We start from the raw sequence: 15016 nt of genomic DNA, 5'->3' as shown, positions 1-15016 counted from the left end.
TTATTTTGTTACGTTTTAAAGCCCACCATGACCATCGAAAATTCCGCCCCCGCAGATCAACTGACCCACTTCGACGGCTCCGGCCAGGCGCACATGGTCGATGTCGGCGCCAAGGCCGAGACGCACCGCATCGCGCTGGCCAGCGGCAGCATCCGCATGAAGCCGGAAACACTGGCCATCATCACCGGCGGCACCGCCAAGAAAGGCGACGTGCTGGGCATCGCGCGCATCGCGGCGATCATGGCCTCCAAGCGCACCAGCGACCTGGTGCCGCTGTGCCACCCGCTGGCGCTGACCCGGGTGACGGTCGATTTCGAGACCGATGTGGCCAATTCCAGCGTGCACTGCAAGGCCCAGGTCGAAACCTACGGCAAGACCGGGGTGGAGATGGAGGCGCTGACGGCGGTGCAGGTCGGCCTGCTGACGGTGTACGACATGTGCAAGGCGGTGGACCGGGGCATGGTGATGACCGATATCCGCGTGATGGAAAAACATGGCGGCAAGTCGGGCGATTGGAGCGCGACCAGCTAAGTATCTGATTCGGTTAAGAAGTTATCCGCGATCAAATTACCACCTGACCTTGGCGTCCTGCTCGACAATCTTGCAAGCCGATATCGAAATGAAGTTAAAAACAGTTCTTGTCCCACTCCTGTCTCACTGGAGTGAACATGGCATCAATTCGACAAAGATCAGGCGTATGGCAAGCCCGCGTGCACCGCAAAGGCTATCCCGATGAAGTTCGTTCGTTCGACACGAAAGCAGAAGCCCAAAGATGGGCACGCTCTATCGAATCCGCAATGGATCAGGGAGTTCACCAAACAACCCATTCTGCACGAAACATCCTGCTAACCGACATTCTCCAGCGCTACGTGGAAGAAGTCAGCCCGACTAAGCGCAGCGAGAAGCGGGAGAAGCAGGCGATTCAATTTATGCAGCGCCAAAAAATCGCCGCATACAGTATGGAAAAACTCAATCCGGCTATCGTTGCTAGCTATCGTGACGAACGCCTCAAGACGGTTGCACCTGCTACCATCATCAGAGAACTGAGCATCCTATCGAGCGTCATCAGCCATGCACGCAAGGAGTGGGGTCTTCCGACGGCAAACCCATGTGCGCTAGTCCGTAAGCCCGCTACGCCACAAGGTCGAACCCGGTTACTCACCGCAGATGAAGAAGCGCGCCTAAGCGAGCTAAGCATCAAATGTTCACTGCCGGGCGTCGTATGGAGACTACTAAACTGGGTAACAACACGCGAGTATCTCTTCTTAAACCACTACGGCAGAATGCACGTGCTGCCGTTTTCGCTCTTGATCCGTTCATCGCCGGTGAAGGTGATACGGTTGTCGCTAGACTAGACTACATGCACGTCTTGAAGTTCGCAGGCGATGCCCCTTTCGTTTATCAATCAGGCCACCTTCACGGGTCTGTGCCGTCCTTGGTCGGTGGCGTCCATGATGACCAGCTTGCCTTCGTACTTGATGGTGTAGCGGTCGCTCAGCATCCGACGTTCTACCGCCACGCCCTTGGCAAACATCTTGACTACTCGCACCTTTACGACTATCCCCATCAAGATACTGAATAAAAACACAGTATAAAGAGGGCTGGGCTAAAGTACAGAGTTACGTGTCAGACGCTCCCCCCCAGACGTAAGCCGGGAGCAGCAAGTTTAACGGTGCGCAGTTTTCGTCGGTAGATGATTGCCAGACTGCTCCGTCATGTTAAGCTGGAGTTAAATCTACCCATAGGTCAATCATGCCGACCATTTATCACTATTGTGACGCCAATGCATTTCTCTCGATTATCCAGAATGATGCTTTATGGCTGTCCTCCCTTTATTCAATGAACGACACGGGGGAGCTTAAATACTTCCTCAATAAAGTCTTACCCATCGTACGAGAGCGAATCAGCTTATACCGAAGTGATCAAGGCTTTGATTTTTTAGCGCAGACCTATCGAACTGATTACTACGGAGTTTGCTTTTCAACCGAAGACGATGACTTATATCAATGGCAGGCTTACGGGCAGAAAGGAAGAGGCTTTGCAATTGGATTTGATTCAGAAACATTATGCCCATTCCAGCCAGCGTCTTTTTCTTTCGCTGGCTTTGTTGATCGGATAAGCGGGCCAGATAAGGATGTTGGTCATCAACTCGGCCTTTCATCTGTTTTGTATATGAACGATGAAGAAATTGAGCTCTGTGCGCGACGGGTCGAAGAATTAGTAAATGTTGATATACATGGAATGACTCATCCGATAGATTCAATCGTGAGCGTAATCAACATCATTAGCTCTACCATTAAGAATCATAAGTTTAAAGCTGAAAAAGAGCGTCGCTTGCTCTACGCCCCAAGAATTAACAAACCATATAACCTAAATGAAATGGGAACCGTTGATGGTCCTCTAAAAGAGAGGATGTGGCGATATGGACCGCATGGTTTAACTCCTTACTTTGAATATAAGGATGTACGGCGACACATACGGGAAATCATACTCGGACCTAACTGCACAGAGATAGGTGGAGAACACCTAGAGGACTTTCTTCGTACTTATGGCATGAACCCTGAGGTGAAGCGCTCCAAAGCTACCTTACGTTGAGGGATAAAACCATGTCGTTAATCTACCATTACTGCGATACAAACGCATTCCTGTCGATCATTCAAACCAATACGCTGAGGTTGTCTTCGGTATTCTCTATGAATGATTCCGGGGAGATGAGTTTCTTTCGTAATGCGGTACTTCCAGCAGTGATTAAGGCCGTATCTAGCAATCCCAACCTTATTAATGAAAAGAATTTAATTCATTCCGCAATAGCAGATGCTGATTGCTATTCATCTTGCTTCTCGGAGGATGGCGATGATCTTTATCAATGGCAAGCATATGGAGGGAAAGGAAAGGGTATTTCCCTTGGCTTTGACCCTTCCGAACTCTGTCCGCACCGTTTGCATTTTGATTTCGATAATATGTCCGTTATAGTGAAACGCACTAAAGATCGATCGGCAAAAGTGGAATTGGCTAAGGTGACTTATCTGCAGCCGGATGAAGTCGATGAATTTGCGCGTAAGTTCAAAGATACAATGTTGGCCTTCAATCCAGATGATGCGTACAAGGATATTAATTCTTTCAATCGTTTTATTATTGCTGCTTGTAAGACGGTGAAGAGTCATGCATTTCGCGCTGAAAACGAACACCGTCTAATGTACTCGCCAGTGATAATTGATCCTGGGAATTTAGGTGAAAAAGAAACTGTGGCGGGAGTCATCAAAGAGCGCAAATGGAGAGTAGGCATGTACGGTATAACACCTTACTTTGACTATCCCGATAAGGTTCAACAATCGATTCGTGAAGTAGTGATTGGGCCGGGCTGCGTCGAAAGTCAGGAACAGGTCGAGACTTTTCTACGTAGTCAGGGCATTGTTGGGGTTAAAGTTACTAAATCAAAGTCCACGTTGCGGTAAAGGTTATTAGTAGCTTCCAGCGCTGGCTGTAACTATCGCAGCGACCGGTGGCACGGGGCGCTTTGCTGGCACTGTTTGAATATCATGCTACCTCACAATTTCTTTAACTGGATTAATCTTGCAAACTGAAACACTGTCGAAAATCGCAGAGCTTAGCTCAAAGATTATTGCACTATTTGGAACATTATGCGTTGGATTCTCCGTCATATACGATTCCGGGTATCTGTACGGACTCGGACTTAGCTTGAGAGAAGTGCCTACATCATTTTCTGATCACTTGCGAAGTGCAATTATCTGGCTTCCTTATACGGCGATTTACGTTGTATTCACCGCTTTTGTAGGGTTCTATTTTGGAAAAAAGGATGCGATTGCCGCTCAAAAGAACAATATTACTCTCAGCCAAAAGGACAAGATTGAAAATATTGCCTTATTTTTTGTTGCAATATCCAATATTGGAATCTGGTTAATGCTTGGAGACAGGTCTGTCTCGATGGGAGTGACGGGCCTAGGTATGTTCACAATGCTGTTTGCTTTTCTTACAAAGAAACATATACCGAGTGCCTATCAGCGGACGTTCTTGTATAGTGCCTTGGCAATTTTGGGAGCATGTATATTGTTTGCAATGGCAACGATAAGCGCAAAAATCCTGTTAAGCGAAAAAGTTGAAGATGAGTTGGTCTTAAAAAACAAGGACTCCACTCAAGTAATCAAGGGCGTAGTTTTAAGGAGATTTGAACATTCTTTAATTATAATGAGTGACCAGCAAATTATTTCACTTATTAATCCAGATGATTTAATTCGGGTTAACTTCCGCAGGGGAAGAAACAGTAACAAAGGTTTTCTCTGCAATTATTTCAGTACAGCTTGTCCGAAGGAGCAGAGTAAATCGGAAAAATGAATCGGTTTATTCTCGTTGATCTAGCTGTGAAAAAATTCTTCAGGTCCAGCGCTTCATTCAATACCCTGCCAGCCGTACAGAAACTTTCGCTGAGCGCAGCAAGATATCTGTCGAGCGGTCGGTACAGTCTGGAAGGTCGGGAGGTCCGGTAGGCCACTTAACGAGTTGCCAGCTGGGGAGAATTCGCCAGACAGCTTTTTAAAATATGGCGCAGCGCGCTGTTGGCGCTGGTAAGCAGTGTTGCACTGCCTGCCGATGAGCGAGGCCGCTACGGGCGTCCTATCACTCCCTACGCCGCGCCGCAGTAACGCTTCACGGTGGACTCCGACAGCTTGAAGTGTTCGGCTGTCTCACTGATGGACTTCTTCTCGTCGATACGCCATGCCTTGACTGCTGCTGCGTCTGCCTTCGCAGGACGGCCAAGGCTGTCTTTGCCCCGGTGGGTCTTGCCGGTGGCCGCTAACGTGGTCTTGGCAAGCCGACGGCCTGCTGCGGTGCGTTCGTTGATGCGTGCGCGTTCCATGTCCGCTACCTGCGCCAGCACAGCCACGATCAATTCACCTACGCCGGGACCAATCGGGCCAAGGCCGTTGACATGTACAGTGACCTTCTTCGTCAGCAAGGCCCGGATAGTGGTCTGTACGTCGATAGCGTCACGGCCCAGACGATCAACCGCGTAGACGTGAATCGTGTCGCCCTCACGCACATACGACAGCATGGCAGCGGAGCCCTCACGGTCGGCGGCAAGCACAGAACCAGACACGCCCTCGTCCATGAACTCACGTTCGATCAGCTTGGCATTGGTCAGTGCTGCCTATGTGCATCAATGGACTGGGAATTCGTACTGGCTCTGTAATACGCGATGTGGCTCATATTTGGCTTATTTTTGGATCATAAGATAGTAGGCCCATTGCTACCTAGCTCATAATTACTGTCTACTATCTTTTGATCCGACATGAGCAGTGGTTTTCCTTATGGCTCAGAACTTACAAGATGTGACTTCGTAGTAGTTCACTTAGGTGGAGTACCCAACGCACAAGCGGCATCGGCTGAAATCGCGGTAAAGCTTGATGCGCGCAAAAACGCCATCGCTGCGGCCTTCGGAATCTTGAAAGGCAAAGGTGTGTTCCCTGAGGACGGATTGGACTATCAGCTAGAGGTCAGGGCTGAACACGATTAGCCCGGCAATATCCTGATCAACGCCCTGCGTGCCGCAAAATTCAACTCCGCAGCCCCTGCCCTCCACTCCGAAATGCAACGGTTTTCAGCATTGCGCCGTCGCCGGCGGGCTAGTCTGCGACCAATCAGCAACCTCTTGTATTGTCTGATTGTTACCTTAGATTGGTGGGTATATAATAAATGTCACTGAAGTAATCTTTTGACGTAGGCCTCACCGTACCCGCCTCGCGCATACGAGAAAGAATTTGAATGAGCAGCAACCCTCCTCCGAGCGAAGCCAAGACTCAGGAATACGAATTCGAGCAAATGAATCTGCAGGTGGGCGGCAGGATTCAGTTCATTACTCATCGCACGATCAAGCCGATCCAGCACTTCTCCACGCTGATCGGCTGGGCCAAGGATGAGTACATGATCGTCAAGGTTCCGTTCGAGAATGGCGCACCGATCGCCCTCAACGACGGCGACAAGCTGACCATCCGCGTCTTCTCCGGCGTCAACGTGTGCTCGTTCTCCTGCGTGGTGCAACGGGTGTTTCCGCGTCCGCTGTTCTACGTCCACCTATCGTTCCCGCAGTCCATCCAGGGCACCAGCCTGCGCGCGGCAATGCGGGTCAAGGTCGATATCCCGGCCCAGGTGAGTTCCCCGGCCGGCACCAATTCCGTGTTCCTGGTGAACCTGAGCGTCTCTGGCGCGCTGATCGAGTCGGCCAAGAAGCTGTCGGATGACGAGGCGCAGGTTGGCCTGTCGTTCTACCTGATCGCCCAGCCCGGCAACCGCCAGGTGCGCATCAATCCGAATGCCACCATCCGCAACATCAACGTGGTCAAGCCGGCCGCCGGCGACAAGCCCGAGGTGTTCACCTACGGCGTGCAGTTCATCGACCTGGACCCGGTCCACTACACCATGTTGCAAAACCTGACCTACGAAGCATTGATCGCCGATCGCCAGAAGATCGTCTGATTCGCTCAATGCAGGAACGTAAAAAAACCGGCCGAAGCCGGTTTTTTTACGTTCAAACCGAGAACATTAAGGAACTACGTTGTTCTTGGTCAGCGCTGCTGCCGCTGCCACGTTGGTGACGGTGGTGGTCACGTTCCAGGTGACGTTGGCGGCACCGGGGGCGATGGTCGGGGTGAAGGTAGCGGTCAAGCCGTCGATGTTCTTGCCGACGCCGGTGGCGAAGGTTTCAACGATCACGCCGTCGGTAACCGTGGCACTGGTGACTTCCTTGGTCGTGGTGAAGGTCGGTACGCCTTTGGCGCCGGCGTTGCAACCGGTCAGATCCCCTCCACCTTCCTGGGCGCACAGTGCCACCGCAGTCTTGATCGAGTCGATCGCGCCCTGGGCGTTGGCCATCTTGGCTTTCACGGTGTAGTCGCTGTAGGCTGGAATCGCGACTGCGGCCAGAATACCGATGATGGCAACGACGATCATCAGTTCGATCAGGGTGAAACCAGCCTGGGCTTGTTTCTTCATCATTTTCATGGATTTCATTTTCGACTCCTGGGGTGTGTTGAACATCAAAATTTGGTGGGACACTTAGCTATGAGCAATTGGTGTGCCAGCTCGTTTTTCAACTCAAAAACCACAAAAGATGCCAAAAACTGTCGCTTTGGGTCGCCCGGACTGCCGTTTTTTGTCAGTCCGAGGCCGCAATTTGTCAGCCAGGGTCGCCGTTGACAAATATTGTCAGGCGATGCGGAAGGCCATCTGGGTTCCGCCGAGGTCGATCACGTCGCCGTGATTCAGCCGCTGGGCCTGCTTGCCCAAGGCGATGCCGTTCACCAGCGGCGGCTGCGCGCCTTCCTGGTGGGTGATGGTGTAGGCGTCGGGCTGGCGATGGATCACCACCACCTGCACGCCGGCGCGGCCGAGCGTGGTCTGCGGCTTGGTCAGCGCCATCTGCTTGCCGGCATTGTTGCCATTTAATACTTCGATTTGCGCCAGCACGGGCTCCGCCGCCATCATGGGGCGCACGCCGTCGGCGACGAACTCGATCTGGAACTTGGCCATTTTGATCACATCCTGGTGTTGCAGGAAGTGCTTGCCGATGCGGTGGCCGTTGACGAAGGTGCCGTTGGTGCTGTGCAGGTCCTCCAGGAAGGAGTCGTCCAGGATGGTGACGATGACGGCATGGTCGCCGCTGACGGCCGGATGCGTCAGCACGATGTCGTTGCGCGGGTGACGGCCGATGGTCATCCGCTCTTTGCTCAGTTGTACTTGCTGTTCTATCTGTCCATCCCGTGAGATGAGGATCTTCGCCAATCTGGTCTCCAAAACAAAAAAAGGGGAGCGCTGGGCTCCCCTTCATTATTTCACACTAAAGCGCACTGTTATTACAGCATTGCTTTCAGCAGACGCGCCATTTCGGACGGGTTCTTGGTAACGGTGATGCCGCAAGCTTCCATGATTTCCAGTTTGGCTTGTGCGGTGTCAGCGCCGCCGGAGATCAGCGCGCCGGCGTGGCCCATGCGCTTGCCCGGAGGAGCGGTTACACCGGCGATGAAGCCGACGACCGGTTTTTTCATGTTGTCTTTGATCCAGTAAGCCGCGTTGGCTTCGTCTGGACCACCGATTTCGCCGATCATGATGACCGCGTCGGTATCAGGATCGTCGTTGAACATCTTCATGACGTCGATGTGCTTCAGACCGTTGATAGGGTCGCCGCCGATGCCGACTGCCGACGATTGGCCCAGGCCCAGTGCGGTCAGCTGACCGACTGCTTCATAGGTCAGGGTGCCCGAACGCGAAACCACGCCGATGCGGCCCTTGCGGTGGATGTGACCTGGCATGATGCCGATCTTGATTTCGTCAGGGGTGATCAGGCCTGGGCAGTTAGGGCCCAGCAGCAGGGTCTTGGAACCTGCTTTGGCCATGCGATCCTTCAGGGCCATCATGTCGCGGACAGGAATGCCTTCGGTGATGCAAATGGCCAGGTCCAGTTCGGCTTCGACAGCTTCCCAGATCGCAGCGGCAGCGCCTGCTGGCGGTACGTAGATCACGGAAACATTGGCGCCGGTTTCTTTTTTCGCTTCTGCAACGCTAGCGAAAATAGGAATGCCTTCGAAATCTTCGCCGGCTTTCTTCGGGTTCACGCCTGCCACGAAAGCATTTTTGCCGTTCGCGTAGTCGCGGCAACCGCGGGTGTGGAATTGACCGGTTTTGCCGGTAATACCTTGGGTAACTACTTTGGTATCTTTATTGATCAGAATGGACATGTTGATTCCTTAATTAAGCTTGACCGGCAGCGGCGGCGACTACGCTCTTCGCTGCATCTTCCATGGTGTCGGCTGCGATGATAGGCAGACCGGAATCGGCCAGCATCTTCTTGCCCAGGTCTTCGTTGGTGCCCTTCATGCGGACTACCAGCGGCACGTTCAGCGACACGGCTTTGACTGCGGTGATCACGCCTTCGGCGATCACGTCGCAACGCATGATGCCGCCGAAGATGTTGACCAGGATGGCTTTCAGGCCTGGGTTTTTCAACATGATCTTGAAGGCTTCGGTCACTTTCTCAGCCGTGGCGCCACCGCCTACGTCCAGGAAGTTGGCTGGCTCGCCGCCGAACAGCTTGATGGTGTCCATGGTGGCCATGGCCAGGCCGGCGCCGTTCACCAGGCAGCCGATGTTGCCGTCCAGGGAGATGTAGGCCAGGTCGAATTTCGATGCCTCAACTTCAGCTGGATCTTCTTCGTCCAGATCGCGGTAAGCGACGATTTCTGGTTGACGGAACAGCGAGTTGGCGTCGAAGTTGAACTTGGCGTCCAGAGCGATGACCTTGCCCGAACCGGTCAGGATCAGCGGGTTGATTTCGGCCAGCGACGAGTCGGTTTCCCAGTAGGCTTTGTACAGGCCTTGCAGGTTGGTGACGGCGTCGGCGATCGACGCTTCCGGCACACCGATCTTGGCGGCGATGCCAGCGGCTTCAGCGTCGGTCAGGCCGATCGATGGGTCGATGGCGATCGAGTGCAGCAGTTCCGGGTGGGACTCGGCAACTTCTTCGATGTCCATGCCGCCTTCGGAGGAAGCCATCAGCACCACGCGCTGCGATACGCGGTCGGTGACCAGCGATACGTACAGTTCTTTCTTGATGTCCGCGCCTTCTTCGATCAACAGGCGGCGTACTTTCTGGCCTTCAGGGCCGGTCTGGTGCGTGACCAGCTGCATGCCCAGGATCTGCTCGGAGAATTCTTTGACTTGTTCCAGCGATTTCGCGACTTTAACGCCGCCGCCTTTACCACGGCCACCGGCGTGGATTTGTGCTTTTACAACCCAGACCGGGCCGCCCAAGGTTTCAGCAGCTTTGACTGCTTCTTCAACGGACATGCACGGAATACCGCGCGGAACCGTCACTCCGTATTTTCGGAGGATTTCTTTGCCTTGATACTCATGGATTTTCATGCTGGCTTCCCTTCTGATGCTGATGTGTAAAAATCGGTTGATACTGCGAAATGTGTGGATCTAGTAAGCAGAGATTGCTACGCGCCACCTGGTGCTGCTTTGGCCACCCAGCGCGGGTAAAACTGCGCCACTGCTCCGCCGTCGGTGCGCAGGGCATGGCATTTGTCGAGTTGAAACGGCTTCTGGCGCGGCACGCCGTCGTTCTCGGTCGCCGCGTCGTTGGTCGACCAGACATCGTTGGCGAACGCCTGCACCGCGGCCGTGGGCAGGATCAGCGCCAGTTCGGTCAAATGGGTGCAGCCGGCGATGCCGGCCAGGCGTTGCTTGAGCTCGTGGCGGAAACCCTTCATCAGGTTCAGGCCGACGAGCTGTTTTTTATAATCGGGGGCGATGGTGTCGCAGTGGCCGGGATACGGAACGGCATCGGATGCGGCTTCGGCATCGACGATGTTCAGTTGCAGATCGACGGTCAAACGCAGGTGCAGGTCATGCAGAGGGGTGCCGGCAGCACGTAGCCCGGAGGCCAGCACGGTGTCGATCACTTTGATGTCGGTGATATGGGCGTCGAGATCCCACAGTCCGTCATCGCGTGCGTACGCTTGGACGGCAATTGCGCGCGTGTGCCGGAGCGCACGTCGGTTAACTGGGGTTGACAGGGACATAAGACCGATGCCGCTCTCGCGACAGAAATTTAGTAAGCAGCCATGTGCTGATCGCACGTGTCCGCAGCTTCTACGGACAACTACCGCACCTGCGGCGCTGCAAAAACCCCAAAAGTGTAGCACATCAAGACCTCCAGTTGCGTCAGAACATATCTTTTGGAGGGAAAAATGGGCGTTTCGAGATCGTTTTTACAAGAAATTCACCGTGCTTATTTCAGTCATGGAAACATTGCATGGTGCAGCGCGGCAAGGTCCACTTGATCCGTCAGTCGTCTTCCGGCGCGCCTTTCAGGGCGGTTTGCACGGCGCGCTGGGAAAATCCCCGTTGCAGCAAAAAGCGCATCTGTTTGTTGCGTTCCTGCGGATCGGCCGCCACGGTGCCGAACTTGCGATTCCAGACGTCGACGCAGCGCTCGGTCTCGCCTGCGGCCAGGCCGGCTTTCAGTTCCTGCAGTTCCTCGCCCTTGATGCCGTGGCTTTGCAGCTCGGCGACGATGCGGCTGTTGCCAAAGCGGGCCGAACGCCGGTGGATCAGCGCTTCGGAGAAACGCTCCTGCGACAGCCAATTGTTCTTTTCCAGCAGGTCGAGCAGGGCTTCGACGTCGTCGCCCTCCTCCGCGTAGCGCGCCAGCTTGCGGGCCAGCTCCATGCGGCTGTGTTCGCGCATCGACAGGTAGCGCAGGGCGCGGCCCTTCAGGCTAAGAAGTTGTTTCAAAATGAGCTCAGCGAGGCGTGGTGACGAAGACAGTGCGAATGCACGGCGAGGCGCCACAACGAAGCTGAGGTCTTTTTGAAACGACTTCTAAGTTGCGGTGCTGCCATAAAAACCCTTTGCACAATGAGAAAACCACCGGCTGAATCAACAGCGCGGTGGTTCGGGATCAAGCGGACGCTGATTACGCGGCGTCGGCCTTGTCGCCTTTGTCCGCTTTATCGGCCTTGTCGGCCTTGTCGACCGATTTCAGCTTGACCACGGTGTCGCCCTTGTCGGCGGCCAGCGGCGGCAGTACGCGCACGCCCAGCGATTCGCGGACCTTGTTCTCGATTTCCCACGCCAGCTCAGGACGCTCTTGCAGGAAGATACGGGCGTTGTCCTTGCCCTGGCCGACGCGCTCGCCGTTGTAGCTGTACCAGGAACCGGACTTCTCGACGATCTTCGCTTCCACGCCCAGGTCAAGAATCTCACCTTCACGCGAGGTGCCGGCGCCATACAGGATGTCGAAGTGCGCTTCCTTGAACGGCGGCGCGATCTTGTTCTTGACGACCTTGACCTTGGTTTCGTTGCCGATCACCTCGTCGCCCGATTTGATCGAGCCGGTGCGGCGGATGTCCAGGCGCACGGAGGCGTAGAACTTCAACGCGTTGCCGCCGGTGGTGGTTTCCGGGCTGCCGAACATGACGCCGATCTTCATGCGGATCTGGTTGATGAAGATGACCAGGGTGTTGGTGCGGTTGATCGAACCGGTCAGCTTGCGCAGCGCCTGGGACATCAGGCGGGCTTGCAGGCCCGGCAGCGAATCGCCCATGTCGCCTTCGATCTCGGCGCGTGGCGTCAGCGCGGCGACCGAGTCGATGACCACCAGGTCGACCGAACCGGAGCGCACCAGCGCGTCGCAGATTTCCAGCGCTTGTTCGCCGGTGTCCGGCTGCGAAATCAGCAGCTCGTGCAGGTTGACGCCCAGTTTCTGTGCGTAGCCGACGTCCAGCGCGTGTTCGGCGTCGATGAAGGCGCAGGTGCCGCCCAGTTTTTGCATCTCAGCAATAGTTTGCAGCGTCAGCGTGGTTTTGCCCGACGATTCCGGACCGTAGATTTCCACCACGCGGCCGCGCGGCAAGCCGCCGACGCCCAGCGCGATATCCAGGCCGAGCGAACCGGTCGACACGACCTGTACGTCCTCGATCGGCGTGTTGGCGTCCATGCGCATTACGGAGCCTTTGCCGAATTGCTTCTCGATTTGGGCCAGCGCGGCAGCCAGCGCCTTGGCCTTTTCTGATGCAGGTACAACAGCTTTTTTATCGTCCATAATGTTCTTTCAACCAGTAGGTGGGTGCAAATTCGTCGGTACAGGCAGCACTGTATAAAAAAACAGTGCTTAATGCAAGCACGATTTTTAAACAATTTTGAGATTGCACAAAAACTCGCCACCTTGCGCGAAATGAAACACAATAGGAGCTTCTGCAGCCGGAGTGTTGGAGTGTCTACATTATGCGAATTTTACTTGCCGAGGACGACAGCGTGCTGGCCGACGGCCTGACCCGCTCGCTGCGCCAGTCCGGCTACGCCATCGATTGCGTCAGCAACGGCCAGGAAGCCGACACCGCCCTCTCGACCCAGGAATTCGACCTGCTGATCCTCGACCTGGGCCTGCCCAAGCTGTCCGGACTGGAAGTGTTGCGCCGGCTGCGCGCGCGCTCCTCGCTGCTGCCGGTGCTGATTTTGACGGCGGCCGACTCGATCGAGCAGCGCGTCAACGGCCTCGACCTGGGCGCCGACGACTACATGGCCAAGCCCTTCGCGCTGTCCGAGCTGGAGGCGCGGGTGCGGGCGCTGACCCGGCGCGGCGCCGGCGGCGGCGCCACCGTGGTCAGGCACGGGCCGCTGAGCTACGACCAGGTCGGCCGCAGCGCCTACATCAACGAGCAGATGCTGGACCTGTCGGCGCGCGAGCTGGGCCTGCTGGAAATCCTGCTGGCCCGCAGCGGCCGGCTGGTGTCCAAGGAACAGCTGGTCGACCACCTGTGCGAGTGGGGCGAGGAAGTGAGCAACAACGCCATCGAAGTCTATGTGCACCGGCTGCGCAAGAAGATCGAGATCGGCGGCATCCGCATCGCCACCGTGCGCGGCCTCGGCTACTGCCTCGAAAAATATCCGGACGCTTCCAAGTGACGCCGCCGGCCGCACCGCATGTGCCGCCGGACCTGGCCAAGGATCTGGAATACCAGCCGCCGGCGCCCGAAGCGGACGAAGGCATCCAGCACTCGCTGTTCGGCGAAATCCTGGACTGGATGCTGGCGCCGCTGCTGCTGCTGTGGCCGATGAGCATCGCGATCACCTACCTGGTGGCCAAGTCCATCGCCAACCAGCCGTTCGACCATGCGCTGGAAGACAGCGTCACCGTGCTGGCGCAGCAGGTGCGCGCGGTGGACGGCAAGGTCATCAAGGGCCTGTCCGGCCCGGCCCGCGACATCCTGCGCGCCGACGATGTCGACAACGTCTACTTCCAGATCCAGGGCCCGCGCGGCGAGCACGTGGACGGCGACCGCGACCTGCCGCAGCCGGTCATCGACGAAGACGACAAGCCGCGCGGCAGCGTGCGCTTCCGCAACGACAATATGCACGGCACGTCGGTGCGCGTGGCCTACGCCTACGTGCGGCTGGAACACAATATCGGCGACGAACCGCAGCTGGCGCTGGTGCAGGTGGCCGAGACGCTGGAAAAACGCGGCCAGCTGGCCAACGCCATCATCAAGGGCGTGATCCTGCCGCAGTTCATCATCCTGCCGATCGTGCTGGCCCTGGTGTGGTTTGCGCTGTCGCGCGGGCTGTCGCCGCTGGCGCAGTTGCAGGAGCGGATACGCGCGCGCAGCTCGGACGATCTCAGTCCGATCGCCTCCAACCAGGTGCCGGAGGAAATCTCGCCGCTGGTCAATTCGCTCAACGACATGCTGGCGCGGCTGTCGTTGTCGATCGAGATGCAGAAACGCTTCATCGCCGACGCCGCGCACCAGATGCGCACGCCGCTGGCGGGCATGCGCATGCAGTCCGAGCTGGCGCTGCGCCAGACCGACAGCGGCGAAATCCACCGCTCGCTGGAGCAACTGGCCAAGAGCTCGGAGGCGGCCACCCGCCTGGTCAATCAATTGCTGGCCCTGGCCCGCGCCGAGAACCAGCCGCAGGCCGGCGCCGCCCTGCTGCCGCTGGAATTGTCGGAGCTGGCGCGCAGCGCGGTGCAGGACTGGGTGCCGGCCTCGTTCGCGCAGCGCATCGACCTCGGCTACGAGGCGCCGGCCGCGCCGGTGCAGATCGTCGGCAACCCGACCATGCTGCGCGAGCTGCTGTCCAACCTCATCGACAACGCGCTGCGCTACACGCCGGCCGGCGGCAGCGTCACCGTGCGGGTGCGCGGCGACGAGGAGCACGGCTACCTGGAAGTCGAGGACACCGGGCCGGGCATCGCCCAGGCCGAACGCGCGCGGGTGTTCGAGCGTTTCTACCGCATCCTCGGCAACAAGGCCGAGGGCAGCGGCCTGGGCCTTGCCATCGTGCGCGAGATCGCCCAGCAGCACGGCGCCGAAGTCGACATCTACAACAACCCGCGCGCGCAGCAGTCCAAGCTGCCGGGCGCGCTGTTCCGGCTGACCTTCCCGCTGCCGCCGCGCCCGCCGGAACAAGACGACGAGCAACCGTATTATGGATAACC

18 protein-coding genes are annotated in these 15016 nt (G+C 56.5%); 9 read left to right on the top strand and 9 right to left on the bottom strand.

Annotated features, from left to right (window positions below; all coding sequences use genetic code 11):
- Window positions 1–27 precede the first annotated feature (27 nt).
- Both moaC and AC1RMD_RS15810 read left to right on the top strand, forming a co-directional pair.
- Window positions 28–531 (top strand): cyclic pyranopterin monophosphate synthase MoaC, encoded by a 504-nt coding sequence (moaC, locus tag AC1RMD_RS15815; RefSeq protein ID WP_116992142.1) that lies wholly within the window; start codon window positions 28–30, stop codon window positions 529–531.
- 137 nt (window positions 532–668) lie between these two features.
- Entirely contained in the window at window positions 669–1355 is a 687-nt protein-coding gene (locus AC1RMD_RS15810; RefSeq protein WP_492927626.1) for a site-specific integrase, read from the top strand.
- Window positions 1356–1405: 50 nt separating this feature from the next.
- Here AC1RMD_RS15810 and AC1RMD_RS15805 read toward each other — a convergent pair whose 3' ends face one another.
- Window positions 1406–1567, bottom strand: a complete 162-nt coding sequence (locus AC1RMD_RS15805) for a hypothetical protein (protein ID WP_492927625.1) — start codon at window positions 1565–1567, stop codon at window positions 1406–1408.
- A gap of 185 nt (window positions 1568–1752) precedes the next feature.
- Between AC1RMD_RS15805 and AC1RMD_RS15800 the strand changes: the two genes are divergently transcribed.
- The 3 genes from AC1RMD_RS15800 (at window position 1753) to AC1RMD_RS15790 (ending at window position 4353) form a co-directional block, all read left to right on the top strand.
- On the top strand, window positions 1753–2595 hold the full coding sequence (locus tag AC1RMD_RS15800; RefSeq protein ID WP_492927624.1) for a DUF2971 domain-containing protein: 843 nt from the start codon (window positions 1753–1755) through the stop codon (window positions 2593–2595).
- Window positions 2596–2606: 11 nt separating this feature from the next.
- Window positions 2607–3455 carry a DUF2971 domain-containing protein gene (locus AC1RMD_RS15795; protein ID WP_492927623.1) on the top strand — a complete coding sequence of 283 codons (849 nt, stop codon included), beginning with the start codon at window positions 2607–2609 and terminating at the stop codon, window positions 3453–3455.
- Window positions 3456–3573: 118 nt separating this feature from the next.
- Window positions 3574–4353 carry a hypothetical protein gene (locus AC1RMD_RS15790; RefSeq protein WP_492927622.1) on the top strand — a complete coding sequence of 260 codons (780 nt, stop codon included), beginning with the start codon at window positions 3574–3576 and terminating at the stop codon, window positions 4351–4353.
- Window positions 4354–4642: 289 nt separating this feature from the next.
- On the opposite strand, the gene AC1RMD_RS15785 is transcribed toward AC1RMD_RS15790, so the two are convergent.
- Window positions 4643–5128 carry a recombinase family protein gene (locus tag AC1RMD_RS15785; RefSeq protein WP_492927621.1) on the bottom strand — a complete coding sequence of 162 codons (486 nt, stop codon included), beginning with the start codon at window positions 5126–5128 and terminating at the stop codon, window positions 4643–4645.
- 180 nt (window positions 5129–5308) lie between these two features.
- Here AC1RMD_RS15785 and AC1RMD_RS15780 point away from each other — a divergent pair, with 180 nt between their 5' ends.
- Window positions 5309–5533: a hypothetical protein gene (locus AC1RMD_RS15780; protein ID WP_492927620.1), complete on the top strand. Its 225-nt coding sequence runs from the start codon at window positions 5309–5311 to the stop codon at window positions 5531–5533.
- Between the two features lie 248 nt (window positions 5534–5781).
- The gene (locus tag AC1RMD_RS15775; RefSeq protein WP_492927619.1) at window positions 5782–6492 is read left to right on the top strand and encodes a flagellar brake protein; all 711 of its coding nucleotides are present in this window, start codon (window positions 5782–5784) and stop codon (window positions 6490–6492) included.
- Window positions 6493–6558: 66 nt separating this feature from the next.
- Here the strand turns inward: AC1RMD_RS15775 and AC1RMD_RS15770 are convergent, their stop codons facing one another.
- From AC1RMD_RS15770 to recA, 7 genes are all read right to left on the bottom strand, one after another.
- Window positions 6559–7026 carry a pilin gene (locus tag AC1RMD_RS15770; protein WP_492927618.1) on the bottom strand — a complete coding sequence of 156 codons (468 nt, stop codon included), beginning with the start codon at window positions 7024–7026 and terminating at the stop codon, window positions 6559–6561.
- Window positions 7027–7221: 195 nt separating this feature from the next.
- Window positions 7222–7797: an FHA domain-containing protein gene (locus tag AC1RMD_RS15765; RefSeq protein ID WP_492927617.1), complete on the bottom strand. Its 576-nt coding sequence runs from the start codon at window positions 7795–7797 to the stop codon at window positions 7222–7224.
- A 71-nt stretch (window positions 7798–7868) separates the two neighbouring features.
- The gene (sucD, locus tag AC1RMD_RS15760; protein ID WP_492927616.1) at window positions 7869–8750 is read right to left on the bottom strand and encodes a succinate--CoA ligase subunit alpha; all 882 of its coding nucleotides are present in this window, start codon (window positions 8748–8750) and stop codon (window positions 7869–7871) included.
- A 13-nt stretch (window positions 8751–8763) separates the two neighbouring features.
- Window positions 8764–9933, bottom strand: a complete 1170-nt coding sequence (gene sucC / locus AC1RMD_RS15755) for an ADP-forming succinate--CoA ligase subunit beta (protein WP_445231717.1) — start codon at window positions 9931–9933, stop codon at window positions 8764–8766.
- 77 nt (window positions 9934–10010) lie between these two features.
- On the bottom strand, window positions 10011–10595 hold the full coding sequence (locus tag AC1RMD_RS15750) for a DUF2889 domain-containing protein (protein WP_492927615.1): 585 nt from the start codon (window positions 10593–10595) through the stop codon (window positions 10011–10013).
- Window positions 10596–10860: 265 nt separating this feature from the next.
- Window positions 10861–11313, bottom strand: coding sequence for a recombination regulator RecX (gene recX / locus AC1RMD_RS15745; RefSeq protein ID WP_492927673.1), 453 nt, complete (start codon window positions 11311–11313; stop codon window positions 10861–10863).
- A 178-nt stretch (window positions 11314–11491) separates the two neighbouring features.
- Window positions 11492–12619 (bottom strand): recombinase RecA, encoded by a 1128-nt coding sequence (gene recA, locus AC1RMD_RS15740; protein WP_217944996.1) that lies wholly within the window; start codon window positions 12617–12619, stop codon window positions 11492–11494.
- Window positions 12620–12801: 182 nt separating this feature from the next.
- On the opposite strand from recA, the gene AC1RMD_RS15735 reads away from it, so the two are divergent.
- Both AC1RMD_RS15735 and AC1RMD_RS15730 read left to right on the top strand, forming a co-directional pair.
- Window positions 12802–13482 carry a response regulator gene (locus AC1RMD_RS15735; protein WP_492927614.1) on the top strand — a complete coding sequence of 227 codons (681 nt, stop codon included), beginning with the start codon at window positions 12802–12804 and terminating at the stop codon, window positions 13480–13482.
- Window positions 13479–15014 (top strand): sensor histidine kinase, encoded by a 1536-nt coding sequence (locus tag AC1RMD_RS15730; RefSeq protein WP_492927613.1) that lies wholly within the window; start codon window positions 13479–13481, stop codon window positions 15012–15014. Before AC1RMD_RS15735 ends, AC1RMD_RS15730 begins: the two co-directional genes overlap by 4 nt.
- Window positions 15015–15016 lie beyond the last annotated feature (2 nt).

This window comes from Duganella sp. GW822-FHT06D06, from assembly GCF_058799615.1.
The sequence above is the reverse complement of the archived record's forward strand: the minus strand, read 5'-3'. Positions and strand labels throughout refer to the sequence as shown.

Excerpts from the sequence above, each read along its gene's own strand:
- moaC (WP_116992142.1), top strand. The coding sequence starts at position 28 with ATGACCATCGAAAATTCCGCCCCCGCAGATCAACTGACCCACTTCGAC.
- AC1RMD_RS15810 (WP_492927626.1), top strand. The coding sequence starts at position 669 with ATGGCATCAATTCGACAAAGATCAGGCGTATGGCAAGCCCGCGTGCAC.
- AC1RMD_RS15805 (WP_492927625.1), bottom strand. The coding sequence starts at position 1,567 with ATGGGGATAGTCGTAAAGGTGCGAGTAGTCAAGATGTTTGCCAAGGGC.
- AC1RMD_RS15800 (WP_492927624.1), top strand. The coding sequence starts at position 1,753 with ATGCCGACCATTTATCACTATTGTGACGCCAATGCATTTCTCTCGATT.
- AC1RMD_RS15795 (WP_492927623.1), top strand. The coding sequence starts at position 2,607 with ATGTCGTTAATCTACCATTACTGCGATACAAACGCATTCCTGTCGATC.
- AC1RMD_RS15785 (WP_492927621.1), bottom strand. The coding sequence starts at position 5,128 with ATGGACGAGGGCGTGTCTGGTTCTGTGCTTGCCGCCGACCGTGAGGGC.
- AC1RMD_RS15780 (WP_492927620.1), top strand. The coding sequence starts at position 5,309 with ATGAGCAGTGGTTTTCCTTATGGCTCAGAACTTACAAGATGTGACTTC.
- AC1RMD_RS15775 (WP_492927619.1), top strand. The coding sequence starts at position 5,782 with ATGAGCAGCAACCCTCCTCCGAGCGAAGCCAAGACTCAGGAATACGAA.
- AC1RMD_RS15770 (WP_492927618.1), bottom strand. The coding sequence starts at position 7,026 with ATGAAATCCATGAAAATGATGAAGAAACAAGCCCAGGCTGGTTTCACC.
- sucD (WP_492927616.1), bottom strand. The coding sequence starts at position 8,750 with ATGTCCATTCTGATCAATAAAGATACCAAAGTAGTTACCCAAGGTATT.
- sucC (WP_445231717.1), bottom strand. The coding sequence starts at position 9,933 with ATGAAAATCCATGAGTATCAAGGCAAAGAAATCCTCCGAAAATACGGA.
- AC1RMD_RS15750 (WP_492927615.1), bottom strand. The coding sequence starts at position 10,595 with ATGTCCCTGTCAACCCCAGTTAACCGACGTGCGCTCCGGCACACGCGC.
- recA (WP_217944996.1), bottom strand. The coding sequence starts at position 12,619 with ATGGACGATAAAAAAGCTGTTGTACCTGCATCAGAAAAGGCCAAGGCG.
- AC1RMD_RS15735 (WP_492927614.1), top strand. The coding sequence starts at position 12,802 with ATGCGAATTTTACTTGCCGAGGACGACAGCGTGCTGGCCGACGGCCTG.